12 protein-coding genes are annotated in these 14,132 nt (G+C 60.4%); 5 read left to right on the top strand and 7 right to left on the bottom strand.

The annotated features are described in order from the left end of the window. Window positions 1-38: 38 nt before the first annotated feature. The 6 genes from era to lptF all read right to left on the bottom strand — a co-directional run bounded on the left by era (window position 39) and on the right by lptF (window position 6,773). Window positions 39-941, bottom strand: coding sequence for a GTPase Era (gene era, locus HX786_RS23915; RefSeq protein ID WP_003210432.1), 903 nt, complete (start codon window positions 939-941; stop codon window positions 39-41). Beyond that, the gene (gene rnc, locus HX786_RS23910) at window positions 934-1,623 is read right to left on the bottom strand and encodes a ribonuclease III (protein WP_178912671.1); all 690 of its coding nucleotides are present in this window, start codon (window positions 1,621-1,623) and stop codon (window positions 934-936) included. The genes era and rnc overlap by 8 nt, the downstream gene beginning before the upstream one ends. A 147-nt stretch (window positions 1,624-1,770) precedes the next feature. Next, window positions 1,771-2,625 carry a signal peptidase I gene (gene lepB / locus HX786_RS23905; protein WP_003210437.1) on the bottom strand — a complete coding sequence of 285 codons (855 nt, stop codon included), beginning with the start codon at window positions 2,623-2,625 and terminating at the stop codon, window positions 1,771-1,773. A gap of 5 nt (window positions 2,626-2,630) precedes the next feature. Further along, window positions 2,631-4,430, bottom strand: a complete 1,800-nt coding sequence (gene lepA, locus HX786_RS23900; protein WP_003210439.1) for a translation elongation factor 4 — start codon at window positions 4,428-4,430, stop codon at window positions 2,631-2,633. A gap of 152 nt (window positions 4,431-4,582) precedes the next feature. Next, window positions 4,583-5,662, bottom strand: coding sequence for an LPS export ABC transporter permease LptG (lptG, locus tag HX786_RS23895; RefSeq protein WP_003210440.1), 1,080 nt, complete (start codon window positions 5,660-5,662; stop codon window positions 4,583-4,585). Continuing rightward, on the bottom strand, window positions 5,655-6,773 hold the full coding sequence (gene lptF / locus HX786_RS23890) for an LPS export ABC transporter permease LptF (RefSeq protein ID WP_003210442.1): 1,119 nt from the start codon (window positions 6,771-6,773) through the stop codon (window positions 5,655-5,657). The genes lptG and lptF overlap by 8 nt, the downstream gene beginning before the upstream one ends. Before the next feature lie 282 nt (window positions 6,774-7,055). Here lptF and HX786_RS23885 point away from each other — a divergent pair, with 282 nt between their 5' ends. From HX786_RS23885 to rlmF, 5 genes are all read left to right on the top strand, one after another. Next, the gene (locus HX786_RS23885; RefSeq protein WP_003210444.1) at window positions 7,056-8,546 is read left to right on the top strand and encodes a leucyl aminopeptidase; all 1,491 of its coding nucleotides are present in this window, start codon (window positions 7,056-7,058) and stop codon (window positions 8,544-8,546) included. A 51-nt stretch (window positions 8,547-8,597) separates the two neighbouring features. After that, on the top strand, window positions 8,598-9,026 hold the full coding sequence (locus tag HX786_RS23880; RefSeq protein WP_102605183.1) for a DNA polymerase III subunit chi: 429 nt from the start codon (window positions 8,598-8,600) through the stop codon (window positions 9,024-9,026). Between the two features lie 7 nt (window positions 9,027-9,033). Then, window positions 9,034-9,438, top strand: coding sequence for a hypothetical protein (locus tag HX786_RS23875; protein ID WP_003210448.1), 405 nt, complete (start codon window positions 9,034-9,036; stop codon window positions 9,436-9,438). Window positions 9,439-9,623: 185 nt separating this feature from the next. Beyond that, window positions 9,624-12,470: a valine--tRNA ligase gene (locus HX786_RS23870; protein WP_102368158.1), complete on the top strand. Its 2,847-nt coding sequence runs from the start codon at window positions 9,624-9,626 to the stop codon at window positions 12,468-12,470. Between the two features lie 248 nt (window positions 12,471-12,718). Further along, on the top strand, window positions 12,719-13,741 hold the full coding sequence (gene rlmF / locus HX786_RS23865; protein WP_087695168.1) for a 23S rRNA (adenine(1618)-N(6))-methyltransferase RlmF: 1,023 nt from the start codon (window positions 12,719-12,721) through the stop codon (window positions 13,739-13,741). A 64-nt stretch (window positions 13,742-13,805) separates the two neighbouring features. Here rlmF and HX786_RS23860 read toward each other — a convergent pair whose 3' ends face one another. Continuing rightward, window positions 13,806-14,087 carry an HU family DNA-binding protein gene (locus HX786_RS23860; RefSeq protein ID WP_003212743.1) on the bottom strand — a complete coding sequence of 94 codons (282 nt, stop codon included), beginning with the start codon at window positions 14,085-14,087 and terminating at the stop codon, window positions 13,806-13,808. Window positions 14,088-14,132: the final 45 nt, after the last annotated feature.

Genomic DNA, 14,132 nt, shown 5'->3' with positions numbered 1-14,132 from the left:
CCGCTCCCACATTTGTCCTGCGGTGTTGCGGAGACCTGTTACAGGTCGCCGTAACCCAACGAACGCAACGCACGCTCATCATCGGACCAACCACCCTTAACCTTCACCCACAGGTTGAGCATGATCTTGGAATCAAACAGCAATTCCATGTCCTTGCGCGCTTCGGTGCCGATGCGCTTGATGCGCTCGCCCTTGTCGCCAATGATGATTTTCTTCTGGCCATCACGCTCGACGAGGATCAGCGCATGGATATGCAGGGTCTTGCCCTGCTGCTTGAACTCTTCGATTTCGACGGTGATCTGGTACGGCAGCTCGGCACCCATCTGGCGCATGATTTTCTCGCGTACCAGTTCGGCGGCGAGGAAACGGCTGCTGCGGTCGGTGATCTGGTCTTCCGGGAAGAAGTGTTCGTTCTCCGGCAGGTAGCCAGCAATCACACGTTCCAGGGCTTCGAGGTTGTGCCCGTGCTGGGCCGAGATCGGCATGATCTGGGCGTTCGGCAGTTGTTCCTGCAGCCAGCTCAGGTGCGGCATCAGCTCGGCCTTGTCTTCGATACGGTCGGTCTTGTTCAACGCGACGATCAACGGGCCGGTGACGTACTGCACGCGCTCCAGAACCATCTGGTCTTCGTCGGTCCACTTGGTGCGGTCGACCACGAAGATCACCACGTCGACGTCTTTCAACGCTGCCGAAGCGGTTTTGTTCATGTAGCGGTTGAGGGCCTTTTCGCCGCCTTTGTGCATGCCCGGGGTATCAACGTAGACAGCCTGTACGGCGCCTTCGGTCTTGATGCCCAGCATGTTGTGGCGGGTGGTCTGGGGCTTGCGCGAGGTGATCGCCAGCTTCTGTCCCAGGATGTGGTTCAGCAACGTGGACTTGCCCACGTTCGGACGGCCGACGATGGCAACATAGCCACAGCGAGTTGCGGTTGAATCAGTCATGGCCATTCTCCACGCCCAGGGCAATCAGTGCTGCAGCGGCCGCTACCTGTTCGGCAATACGACGGCTCACACCCTGACCTCGGCTTTTTTCATTCAGTAAGGTGATTTCGCATTCGACGAAGAACACTCGGCAATGCGGCTCACCCTGGATATCCACCACTTCGTAACGCGGCAGCTCGCAACCACGGGACTGCAGGAATTCCTGCAGGCGGGTCTTTGGATCTTTGTTGGTGTCTACCAGCGTCAGGCTTTCGATTTCGGTCGACAGCCAGGCGACGACGCGCTCCTTGGCCGCTTCCATGCCCGCGTCGAGGTAGATCGCGCCGATCAGTGCCTCAAGGGCGTCGGCCAGGATCGACTCGCGACGGAAACCGCCGCTCTTCAGCTCGCCGGAGCCCAGGCGCAGGTAATCACCCAGGTCGAAACCACGGGCCAGTACAGCCAGGGTCTCGCCTTTCACCAGGCGCGCACGCAAGCGCGACAACTGGCCTTCGCGGGCCAGCGGGAAGCGATTGAACAGGGCTTCGCCGGCGACGAAATTGAGGATGGCATCACCGAGGAATTCCAGGCGCTCGTTGTTACGCCCGGCAAAACTGCGGTGTGTGAGGGCAAGGATCATCAATTCCTGATCCTTGAAGGTGTAGCCGAGCTGGCGCTCGAGACGGCTTAGAGAAACGCTCACGGTTTACCCACATTCAGTTCGAGGCACCGGTGGCCTGCGACGATTAACGCTGTGTTCAAATTCAAATCCTGGTGGTTGCTGCATGGGGCCTGGTTTTGTCCAAGCCCCAGAAAAGCATTCGGCGCTGTGTTCACAGCGCCGCATGGATTACTTGATCAGCCCGACCCGCGAGAAGTTCGGCAAGTGGCTGAGCTTGGGTTCCGGCCAACTCATCCAGACCGCGAAGGCCTTGCCGACGATATTCTGGTCGGGGACCATGCCCAGCAGGTCCTTGGGAATATTCGGGTCATCCCAGTAGCGGCTGTCGTTGGAGTTGTCGCGGTTGTCGCCCATCATGAAGTAGTGCCCGGCAGGCACTGTCCACTGGTTGTCAGGCGGCGAACGGTAGCGGCTCATCTCCTTGCGGATTTCGTGCTCTACCGCCCCGAGTTTTTCCTGGTACAGCTCGGCGCTGCCCAGGGTGTTCGGCTCGGAACCGATCAGTTTTTCTGCCACCGACTCGCCGTTGACGAACAGGCGCTTGTCACTGGTGTAGCGAATCACGTCGCCCGGCAGGCCCACTACACGCTTGATGTAGTTGACGTTCGGGTCGCTTGGGTAGCGAAACACCATCACATCGCCGCGCTGCGGGTCACCGATCTCGATCACTTTCTTGTCGATCACCGGCAAGCGGATCCCGTAGGAAAACTTGTTCACCAGGATGAAGTCGCCCACGTCCAGGGTAGGTTTCATCGAGCCCGAAGGGATCTGAAACGGTTCCACCAGGAACGAACGCAGCACCAGCACGATGAACAACACCGGGAAGAACGACTTGCCGTATTCAACCAGCATCGGCTCTTTGTTCAGTTTCTCGATCACCGCCACATCGGGCTGGCTGACGCTGCCCTGATAGGACGCGATGGCTGCCCGGCGACGCGGGGCGAAGAACACCAGATCGAGCAACGCCAATAGACCGCAAACGGCAACGGCGATGACCAGCAACAGCGGGAAATTTAGTGACATAGGACCTAACTATCCAACCTGAGCACCGCAAGGAAGGCTTCTTGTGGAATTTCCACGTTACCCACTTGCTTCATGCGTTTTTTACCGGCCTTTTGCTTCTCGAGCAGCTTGCGCTTACGGCTGACGTCGCCGCCATAGCATTTGGCCAGTACGTTCTTTCTGAGTGCCTTGACGGAAGTCCGTGCAATGATCTGCCCGCCGATGGCGGCCTGGATCGCGACGTCGAACATCTGGCGCGGAATCAGTTCTTTCATCTTTTCGGTCAACTGGCGACCTTTGTAGTGCGCGTTGTCCTTGTGCACGATCAGCGCCAGGGCATCCACCTTGTCGCCGTTGATCAGTACATCCAGCTTCACCAGATTAGCTGATTGGTAACGGTCAAAATGGTAATCCAGCGAAGCATAGCCGCGGCTGGTGGATTTGAGACGGTCGAAGAAGTCCAGGACCACTTCGTTCATCGGCAAATCGTAGGTCACTTGCACCTGGGTACCGAGGAACAGCATGTCGTGTTGTACGCCACGCTTTTCGATACACAGGGTAATGACGTTGCCCAGATGCTCTTGCGGCACAAGAATATTGGCCCGCACGATCGGTTCGCGCATGTCTTCGATGGAAGACAGATCCGGAAGCTTGGACGGGTTGTCGACGTAAATCGTTTCACCGGTTTTCAGCGCCAGTTCAAAAATAACCGTCGGCGCGGTGGTGATCAGGTCCAGGTCGTATTCGCGCTCGAGGCGCTCCTGGATGATTTCCATGTGCAGCATGCCCAGGAACCCGCAGCGGAAGCCGAACCCGAGGGCGTCGGAGCTTTCCGGGGTGTACTGCAACGACGAGTCGTTGAGGGTCAGCTTCTGCAGGGCTTCGCGGAAGTCCTCGAAGTCGTCGGAGCTGACCGGGAACAGGCCGGCGTAAACCTGCGGCTGGATGCGTTTGAAGCCCGGCAGCACGTCGACGTCAGGGGTGGAGCTCAAGGTCAGGGTGTCACCTACCGGTGCACCGTGGATGTCCTTGATACCGGCGATGATGAAGCCTACTTCGCCGGCTTTCAGATCAGTGGTAGCCGTGTGCTTCGGGTTGAATACACCGACGCTGTCCACCAGGTGGATCTTGCCGGTGGACTTGACTAGGATCTTGTCGCCCTTCTTCACACGGCCGTGGCGCACGCGTACCAGGGAAACAACGCCCAGGTAGTTGTCGAACCAGGAGTCGATGATCAACGCTTGCAGCGGATCTTCGTAGTTGCCGGTGGGAGCCGGAATGGTCTTGACCAGGCGCTCGAGCACTTCGTCGACGCCCAGGCCGGTCTTGGCGCTGCACTCGACGGCGTCGGTGGCGTCAATGCCGATGATCTTCTCAATCTCTTCCTTGACGCGGTCCGGATCGGCCTGTGGCAGGTCGATCTTGTTCAGCACCGGCATCACCTCCAGGCCTTGCTCGATGGCGGTGTAGCAGTTGGCCACGGACTGGGCTTCAACGCCCTGGCCCGCGTCCACTACCAGCAACGCACCTTCGCAGGCCGCCAGGGAACGGCTGACTTCATAGGTGAAGTCGACGTGACCCGGGGTGTCAATGAAGTTGAGCTGGTACTTGATACCGTCTTTGGCGGTGTAGTACAGGGTTACGCTGTGGGCCTTGATGGTGATCCCGCGCTCGCGCTCGAGGTCCATGGAGTCCAGCACCTGGGCTTCCATTTCACGCTCGGCAAGGCCGCCGCACATCTGGATGAATCGATCGGCCAGCGTCGACTTGCCATGGTCAATGTGGGCGATGATGGAGAAATTGCGGATATGACTCAAATCACTCACGGATCAACACTCAAAAAGGCTGCAGGCAGACTGCCCGCTGAAAAATAGCCGGGAATTGTACCTGATGCGCAGACCAGACGTCATCCATGGCGACCAAGAACAAAAATGCCCCGATCGTTCGAACGGGGCATTTTTTGTTCATAAGCGCGGGCTCAACCGGCCCGACGCAACAGCCAGAAGCCGGCCACGGCGCAGATGGCGGTCGGCACCAGCACCGCAAACAGCGGCGAGAAACCGAATACCAGGCTGGACGGCCCCAGCAGGTCCTGGGCGATACGGAAGGTGAAACCCACCAGTACGCCGGTAAACACGCGCTGGCCGAGGGTCACGGAACGCAACGGGCCAAAGATGAACGAGATCGCCATCAGCACCAGCGCAGCCGTCACCACCGGCTGCAACACCTTGACCCAAAACGCCAGCCAGTAACGGCCGTTGTTCAAGCCCTGGTCCTTGAGGTAATGGATATACCCCCACAGGCCGGAGATAGGCAGGCTTTCCGGGATCATCACCACGGTATTCAGCAATTCGGGCTTGAGGGAAATATCCCACTGCTCCGTCGGCACATTGATCACTTCGGTGGTCGATGCCGCACCCTTGCCGATATCACGGAAATAGGTGGTGGTCACATCGCTCAGTTGCCACTTTTCGTCGGCGTACTGTGCACGTTTGGCGAAGCTCGACGACAGCAGGTGACGTTCCTTGTCGAAGTGGTAGCGGGTGACACCCACCAGCAAGCCACCCGGCTGCACGGCGTTGATGTGGATAAACTCCTCACCCTGGCGGTGCCACAGGCCATGCTTGGAGCTCTGGGCATCGCCCGAACCCTGGGCCAGGGCACGATTGGCCTGGGCCGTGGACTCGGCTGGAGGCGCCACGTATTCACCGATCAGCACGCTGACGACCATCAGCAACAGCATGGGCTTCATGACCGCCCACACGATGCGACCGATGGAAACACCCGCCGCGCGCATGATGGTCAGCTCGCTGTTGCTGGCCAGGCTGCCCAGGCCGATCAGGCAGCCGATCAGCGCAGCCATCGGCATCATGTCGTACAGGCGGCGGGGCGCCGTCAGCGCCACGTAGCTCAGGACGTCGGTAACGGTGTAGGTATCGCTGACGTTGCCGACTTCATCAATGAAGGCGAACAACGAGGCCAGCCCTAGAATAATGCCCAATACCGCAAGGATTGCGACCAGGACGCTGCTACCAATGTAGCGGTCGAGCTTAACCACGGGCCATCTCCTTCACGCTGCGACGACTCCGCATCTTCAACCGCATCGGTTCCCAATAAAGCAGCCCCAGGCCAATGGCCAGGAAGACCCCGTGGACCCACCACAACCCAAGGGCCGGCGGCAGTTTGCCCTTCTCCAGGGAGCCGCGGGCGGAAATCAGGATGGTCAGGTAAGCCATATAAAGCAGGATCGCCGGCAGCAGCTTGAGGAAGCGGCCCTGGCGCGGGTTGACCCGGGACAGCGGCACGGCCATCAAGGTCACGATGAACACCAGCAGCGGCAGGGAAATCCGCCATTGCAGCTCGGCGATCGAACGCAGTTCCTTGCTGCCGATCAGGTCTGGGGTCGGGATCGCGTCGCGGTCGGTGACCTCATCGCTGACATCCGGCCGGGCCAGCATCACGCCATAGGTGTCGTACTTGATTGCGCGGTAATCGGCCTGACCGGGGCTCCCGTCATAGCGATAGCCATCTTCCAGGATCAGGTAACGGCTGCCATCCGGACGCACTTCCTGGCGCCCCTTGTCGGCCACCAGAATCGAAATACCACGGTCTTTCTGGTTCTGGCCGAGGTTTTTCTGGGAGATGAACACCCCTCCCAGGTTGGCACGGTCATCCGACATTTGCTCGGTATAGGTCACCCGGGTGCCGTCGTTGAGCGCTTGGAAGCGGCCCGGCTCCAGGGTGTCGAATTCGGTCATGGCGTCCTGTTTGTTCAGCACCAGCTGGAACTGCATGGCGCCCTGGGGTGCCAGGCTCAAGCTCAGCCAGGCCACCACCAGCGCGATACCGGTGGCCGGAACCATGGTCATGGCCAGCAAACGTTGCTGGCTCATGCCGGTGGCCGACAACACGGTCATTTCGCTTTCAAGGTACAAGCGGCCGTAGGCCAGCAGAATCCCGAGAAACAGGCCCAATGGCAGGATCAACTGCAGGAAGCCCGGCAGGCGAAAGCCCATGATCAGGAACAGCGAACCCGGATCCAGGGCACCCGAGGCAGCCTGGGCGAGGTATTTGACGAAGCGACCACTCATGATGATGACCAGCAATACCGCACTCACGGCACTCAGGGTCAACAGGACTTCGCGGGATAGATAACGGAAGACGATCAAACCAGACACTCCAGGGTTGTCAGGCTAAGGCGGCCAAACAAGCAAGCATATCGAGTCGACCCATTGCTGCAGGCCGGCTAAAAAGATGGCGCATTATCCTGTGATTGACCGCACCTGTCACGGAGCTTGCTCATACGCGTGCACAAAGCTGCCCGCAAGGGTTGTCAGGCTCGGGCGGCGAGGTTCAAACTGCGGCCTTTGTCGCGGGCGGCCTACAGGCTGCCAAGCTTACAAGCCGGAGTACAGACTCCTGGCTCACTGACCTTTATAAGGGACCCGAAAATGGAACTGGTTGTAAAAAGCGTTAGCCCCGAAACGTTGAAAACCGCCACCCTCGTGGTCGCTGTCGGCGAAGGCCGCAAGCTCGGCGTTGCCGCCAAGCAACTGGACGAACTGAGCGGCGGCGCCATCAGCGCAGTCCTCAAGCGCGGTGACCTGGCCGGCAAGGTCGGCCAAAGCCTGCTGCTGCAAAGCCTGCCTAACCTTAAAGCCGACCGCGTATTGCTGGTGGGCGTTGGTAAAGACGCCGAACTGGGCGACCGTCCGTTCCGCAAGATCATCGCCGGCATCCTCAACACCCTCAAGGGCCTGGGCGGCACCGACGCGGCCCTGGCGCTGGACGAAGTCGTAGTCAAGGGCCGCGACAGCTACGGCAAGACCCGCCTGCTGGCCGAAAGCCTGCTGGACGGCGGCTACGTCTTCGACCAGTTCAAGAGCACCAAGGCCGAACCCCGCGCCCTGAAGAAAGTCACCCTGCTGACCATCAAGGCGGCCCAGGCTGAAGTCGAACGCGCCGTGACCCACGCCCAGGCCATCGCCGGCGGCATGGCGTTCACCCGTGACCTGGGCAACCTGCCACCGAACATCTGCCACCCAACCTACCTGGGCGAGCAAGCCAAGGCGCTGGGCAAGGAATTCAAGGGCCTGAAAGTCGAAGTCCTGGATGAGAAGAAGATCAAGGAACTGGGCATGGGCTCGTTCTATGCCGTGGGCCAGGGCAGCGACCAGCCGCCACGCCTGATCGTGATGCAATACAACGGCGGCAAGAAGTCCGAGAAGCCATTTGCCCTGGTCGGCAAAGGCATCACCTTCGACACCGGCGGCATCAGCCTCAAGCCGGGCCTGGGCATGGACGAGATGAAGTACGACATGGGCGGCGCCGCCAGCGTGTTCGGCACCCTGCGTGCCGTGCTGGAACTCAAGCTGCCGATCAACCTGGTGTGCATCCTGGCCTGCGCCGAGAACATGCCGAGCGGCGGCGCGACCCGTCCGGGCGACATCGTCACCACCCTCAGCGGCCAGACCGTGGAAATCCTCAACACCGACGCCGAAGGCCGCCTGGTGCTGTGCGACGCCCTGACCTACGCCGAGCGCTTCAAGCCGCAAGCCGTGATCGACATCGCCACCCTGACCGGTGCCTGCGTGGTTGCCCTGGGCGCCCACACGTCGGGCCTGCTGGGCAACAGCGACGAACTGATCGGCCAACTGCTCAGCGCCGGCCAGGCTGCCGACGACCGCGCCTGGCAACTGCCGCTGTTCGATGAGTATCAGGAACAGCTGGACAGCCCGTTCGCCGACATCGCCAACATTGGTGGCCCGAAAGCCGGCACCATCACTGCGGCGTGCTTCCTGTCGCGTTTCGCCAAGAACTTCAACTGGGCCCACCTGGACATCGCCGGCACCGCCTGGACCAGCGGCGGCAAGGACAAGGGCGCCACTGGCCGTCCGGTTCCATTGCTGACCCAGTACCTGCTGGACCGCGCCAAAGCCTGAAACTGAAGATCCCCGGGCGCCTGTAAAGCCGCCCGGGGCTCAGGAACCGCAATGACCCAAGTCGACTTCTATATATTGCCCAGCGCCGATCCTTCCGCGCGCCTGGACTTTGCCTGCAAGCTCACCGAAAAAGCCTGGCGCATGGGCCACCGCATCTACCTGCACTGCAGCGATGCCGCCCAGCGTGATGACCTCGACGCCCGCCTGTGGCGCTTCAAGGGCGAAAGCTTCGTGCCCCACGGTCCCGCCGAATCAGAACCGGAAGGCCTGGTGGTACTGGGTTTGGGCGACAGCTGCGGCGATCACACAGACCTGCTGGTCAACCTTGACCTGAAAGTACCGGCCTTCGCCAAGGGTTTCGCCCGCGTGGCGGAAGTGGTGGTGGAAGACCCGGCTATTCGTCAGGCCGCGCGGGAGAGTTTCCGCTTCTACCGCGAACAGGGCTATTCTCTGCAAGATCACCGGCTACAACGACTTTGAGCACACGATGGACACTCCAAACCCGCTAAAAGACTCTGACCACCTGCTGGACGACCTTGAGTCGATCCGCAAGCTGCTCGGTGATGATGACCTGCAACCGCCATTGCTGACCGATGCGGTCAACGGTGACGTACAAATTCCCCTGCTGTTCGATATGGTGGGTGGCAAGCCGGTTACGCCGGAACCTGTCGAAACGCCCGTGGTACAAGCTGCGCCGGCTGCGGCTGTTGCCGTACCTGCCGCCGAAAAAGCCCCCGACGCCCTGCTGCTGCACCTGGACAACGAACTGCGCGCCGCCGCGCAACTGATCATGCAAGACGTGATCGACGATTTTGCCCCGCATATCGAAACCGAGATCAAGCGCCGGCTGGATGCGCGCATGGAGCGGTTGTTGAGCCAGTACCAGAACTAAGGCTGACACATATCCCCTGTGGGAGCGGGCTTGCTCGCGAAGGGCGTGAACGATAACGCGTACATCCTGAATGAACGCGCCGCCCTCAGGTTTTTCGCGAGCAAGCTCGCTCCTACCCCTCTCCCCTATCCCCCGTTATACTTGTCGGCTTTCCTGAATTAATGCCAACTAGGGTCCCGCCGCGCATGGATAAGACCTACCAGCCGCACGCTATTGAAACTTCCTGGTACCAGACCTGGGAGTCCGAGAATTATTTCGCTCCGCAAGGCGCGGGCGATGCCTACACCATCATGATTCCGCCACCGAACGTCACTGGCAGCCTGCACATGGGCCATGGCTTCAACAATGCGATCATGGATGCCCTGATTCGTTTCCGCCGCATGCAGGGTCGCAACACCCTGTGGCAACCAGGTACAGACCACGCCGGTATCGCCACCCAGATGCTGGTGGAACGCCAACTGGAAGCCACCGGCCAGAACCGTCACGACCTGGGCCGCGAGAAATTCCTCGAGAAAATCTGGGAATGGAAGGATCAGTCCGGCGGCAATATCAGCCGTCAGATCCGTCGCCTGGGCTCGTCCGTCGACTGGAGCCGCGAGCGCTTCACCATGGACGACGGCCTGTCGGAAGCCGTGAAGGAAGCCTTCGTGCGCCTGCATGAAGACGGCCTGATCTACCGCGGCAAGCGCCTGGTCAACTGGGACACCAAGCTGCACACGGCGATTTCCGACCTTGAAGTGGAAAACCACGATGAGAAAGGTTTCCTGTGGAACCTCAAGTACCCGTTGGCTGACGGCGCCAAGACCGCCGAAGGCAATGATTACCTGATCGTCGCCACCACCCGTCCGGAAACCATGCTTGGTGATGCCGCCGTCGCGGTCAACCCGAACGACGAGCGCTACCAGGCGCTGATCGGCAAGTTCGTCGAGCTGCCGCTGGTTGGCCGTCGCATCCCGATTATCGCGGACGACTACTGCGACCCTGAATTCGGCACCGGCTGCGTGAAAATCACCCCGGCCCACGATTTCAACGACTATGAAGTTGGCAAGCGCCATAACCTGCCGCTGCTGAACATCTTCGACAAAAACGCCGCTGTTCTGCCAGCCTGCCAGGTGTTCAACCTCGACGGCACGCTGAACGAGAGCATCGACGGCAAGATCCCGGCTGAATACGCCGGCCTCGACCGTTTCGAAGCGCGCAAGCAGATCGTTGCCGCCTTCGACGCCGCCGGCCTGCTGGTGAGCGTTGACGACCACGGCCTGAAAGTGCCGAAGGGCGACCGCTCCGGCACCATCATCGAGCCCTGGCTGACCGACCAGTGGTACGTGTCCACCAAGCCTTTGGCTGAGCCGGCGATCGCTGCCGTGGAAGACGGCCGCATCGCGTTCGTGCCGAAACAGTACGAAAACATGTACTTCTCGTGGATGCGTGACATCCAGGATTGGTGCATCAGCCGCCAGCTGTGGTGGGGCCACCGGATTCCGGCCTGGTACGACGAGTCGGGCAAGGTCTATGTGGGCCGCGACGAAGCCGAAGTCCGTGCCAAGCACAACCTTGGCGCGGACGTGGCGCTGCAACAGGACAACGACGTACTGGACACCTGGTTCAGCTCGGGCCTGTGGACGTTCTCCACCCTCGGCTGGCCGCAACAGACCGAATTCCTGAAGAAATTCCATTCCACCGACGTGCTGGTCACCGGCTTCGACATCATTTTCTTCTGGGTTGCCCGGATGATCATGCTCACCATGCACTTGGTGAAGAACGAAGACGGCACCCCGCAGGTACCGTTCAAGACCGTGTACGTGCACGGCCTGGTGCGTGATGGCCAGGGCCAGAAGATGTCCAAGTCCAAGGGCAACGTCCTGGACCCGCTGGACATCATCGACGGCATCGACCTGGAAACCCTGGTGCAGAAACGCACCTCGGGCCTGATGCAGCCGAAACTGGCGAAGAAGATCGAGAAGCAGACCCGCGACGAGTTCGCCGATGGCATCGCCAGCTACGGCACCGACGCCCTGCGCTTTACCTTCTGCTCGCTGGCGTCCACCGGTCGCGACATCAAGTTCGACATGGGCCGCGTCGAAGGCTATCGCAACTTCTGCAACAAGATCTGGAATGCCGCGCGCTACGTACTGGATAAAGGCGAAGACTGCGGCCAGAACGGCGAGACCATCGAGCTGTCCCTGGCGGACCGCTGGATCATCTCCCAGCTGCAGCGCACCGAAGCCGAAGTGACCCGTCAACTCGACCAGTTCCGCTTTGACCTGGCGGCGCAGGCCCTGTACGAGTTCATCTGGAACCAGTATTGCGACTGGTACCTGGAACTGTCCAAGCCCGTGCTGTGGGACGAGAACTCGCCGATCGAACGTCAGCGCGGCACCCGTCAAACCCTGGTGCGCGTACTGGAAGTGGCGTTGCGCCTGGCGCATCCGTTCATGCCCTTCATCACCGAAGAAATCTGGCAGCGCATCGCGCCGCTGGCGGGCAAAGACGGCAAGACCATCATGCTGCAACCTTGGCCGGTGGCCAACGAAGCCCGCATTGACGAGGCAGCCGAAAGCGATATCGAGTGGCTCAAGACCCTGATGATGGGTACGCGCAACATCCGCGCCGAGATGAATATCGGTCCGGGCAAGCCACTGGCCGTGTTCGTGAAGAACGCCAGCAGCGAAGACCTGCGTCGCCTCACCGAGAACGACGCGCTGCTCAAGAAGCTGGCGAAGCTGGAGTCGATCACCGTATTGGCCGCTGGCGAAGAAGCACCGCTGTCCGCCACCGCACTGGTGGGCGAGATGGAAGTGCTGGTGCCGATGGCCGGCCTGATCGACAAGGGTGCCGAACTGGCGCGCCTGGACAAGGAAATCCTGCGCCTGCAAGGCGAAGTGCAGCGGGTGGGCGGCAAGCTGTCCAACGCGGCGTTCGTCGACAAGGCTCCGGCTGAAGTGATCGAGAAAGAACGCGCCAAACTGGCTGAGGCTGAACAGGCTTTGGGCAAGCTGGCGGAGCAACACGCACGGATTTCCAGCCTGTAAGAGGCTGCCCGTGCGGAAAAAGAGACCTTCGGGTCTCTTTTTTTTGCTTGGAAAAACACCGCTATTTCTCTTTGGAAACCCGATCAATGTGGGAGCTGGCTTGCCTGCGATGGCATCGCCTCGGTCTGGCAGATACACCGAGTCACCTGCATCGCAGGCAAGCCAGCTCCCACATTTGACCGAGTTCGACCAAGGAATGTGTGACAATACCCGCCACTTTTGAAACAAACGCAGAATCGACGCAGCCCATGACCGCCCCCAGCACACCCAAAGCACCGCGCAAGAAGCCAAAATCCAATACGCCGGCCAAGCCCGTCGTTCCGCGCAAAGAGGCCACCTTGCACCCGCGTAACCGCCACCAGGGCCGTTACGACTTCCAGGCGCTGATCAAGACCACGCCCGAACTGGCGCAATTCGTGATCATCAACCCGTACGGCAAGGAAAGCATCGACTTTGCCAGCCCAGACGCGGTGCGGGTGTTCAACCGGGCGTTGCTCAAGGCGTTCTACGGCATCAATCACTGGGATATCCCGGCTGACTACCTGTGCCCACCGGTACCGGGGCGTGCCGACTACGTGCACTTCCTCGCCGACCTGCTGGCGAGCGTCAACGAAGGCGTGATCCCCCGTGGCGCGCCGGTGAAGGTGCTGGACATCGGCATGGGCGCCAACTGCGTCTATCCGTTGATTGGCTACAGCGAGTACCGCTGGAACTTCCTCGGCTCGGAAGTCGACCCGACCGCCGTGGCCGCCGCCAAGGCGATCGTGCAGTCCAACGGGCTGAACAAGGCCATCCAGCTGCGCCAGCAAACCAACCCCAAGCAGATCCTGCTGGGCTTGCTGGAGCCAGGCGAGCGGTTTGACCTGACCATGTGCAACCCGCCCTTCCACGCGTCCATGGATGAAGCGACCAAGGGCAGCGAACGTAAATGGCGAGCACTGGGCAAGGCTGATCCGAAACGCAAGTTGCCGGTGCTGAACTTCGGTGGCCAGTCGGCGGAATTGTGGTGTGAAGGCGGTGAAGCGCGGTTTGTGACGCAGTTGATCGCTGAAAGCGCGCATTTCCAGCATAAAGTGCTGTGGTTCAGCACGCTGGTGTCGAAAGCGTCGAACTTGCCGGCGATCCAGACAGCGCTGAAAAAGGCCGGTGTGCTGGAAAGCCAGGTGGTGGAAATGTCCCAGGGCCAGAAGCAGAGCCGCTTCGTCGCCTGGACGTTCCAGACCCCGAGCGAGCAACAGGTATGGCGCCAGCGTTGGGCCCGTAAAGACTGATAAATCGCAGGCAACAAAAAACCGTGCCCGGATCGCTCCGGAGCACGGTTTTTTTTGCTGCGTCTTACTTGTTAACAGCGTCGGTCAGGCCTTTGGCCACAACCAGCTTGATAACTTTCTTGGCAGCGATTTCGATGGCAGCGCCAGTCGAAGGGTTACGGCCAGTACGGGCAGGACGCTCGGTCACTTTCAGTTTGCCAACGCCTGGCAGAGTGATTTCGCCGCCGTTTTCCAGCTGATCAGCAACGATCTGGCTCAGTTGGTCCAGCAGAGCACGCACGGTGGTTTTCGGTGCGTCTACAGCTTCAGCCAGATCAGCGATCAGTTGGTCTTTAGTAATAGCCATTGTGGTGTTCCTTCCCTATCAAATTCATTTGGATTGCAGAGTGCA

It is taken from the genome of Pseudomonas sp. 21615526 (genome assembly GCF_013386245.1).
Taxonomy (GTDB): Bacteria; Pseudomonadota; Gammaproteobacteria; order Pseudomonadales; family Pseudomonadaceae; genus Aquipseudomonas.
This window is presented reverse-complemented; position numbering and strand designations above follow the sequence as displayed.

Excerpts from the sequence above, each read along its gene's own strand:
- lepB (WP_003210437.1), bottom strand. The coding sequence starts at position 2,625 with ATGTCACTAAATTTCCCGCTGTTGCTGGTCATCGCCGTTGCCGTTTGC.
- HX786_RS23885 (WP_003210444.1), top strand. The coding sequence starts at position 7,056 with ATGGAACTGGTTGTAAAAAGCGTTAGCCCCGAAACGTTGAAAACCGCC.
- era (WP_003210432.1), bottom strand. The coding sequence starts at position 941 with ATGACTGATTCAACCGCAACTCGCTGTGGCTATGTTGCCATCGTCGGC.
- HX786_RS23880 (WP_102605183.1), top strand. The coding sequence starts at position 8,598 with ATGACCCAAGTCGACTTCTATATATTGCCCAGCGCCGATCCTTCCGCG.
- HX786_RS23870 (WP_102368158.1), top strand. The coding sequence starts at position 9,624 with ATGGATAAGACCTACCAGCCGCACGCTATTGAAACTTCCTGGTACCAG.
- rlmF (WP_087695168.1), top strand. The coding sequence starts at position 12,719 with ATGACCGCCCCCAGCACACCCAAAGCACCGCGCAAGAAGCCAAAATCC.
- HX786_RS23860 (WP_003212743.1), bottom strand. The coding sequence starts at position 14,087 with ATGGCTATTACTAAAGACCAACTGATCGCTGATCTGGCTGAAGCTGTA.
- HX786_RS23875 (WP_003210448.1), top strand. The coding sequence starts at position 9,034 with ATGGACACTCCAAACCCGCTAAAAGACTCTGACCACCTGCTGGACGAC.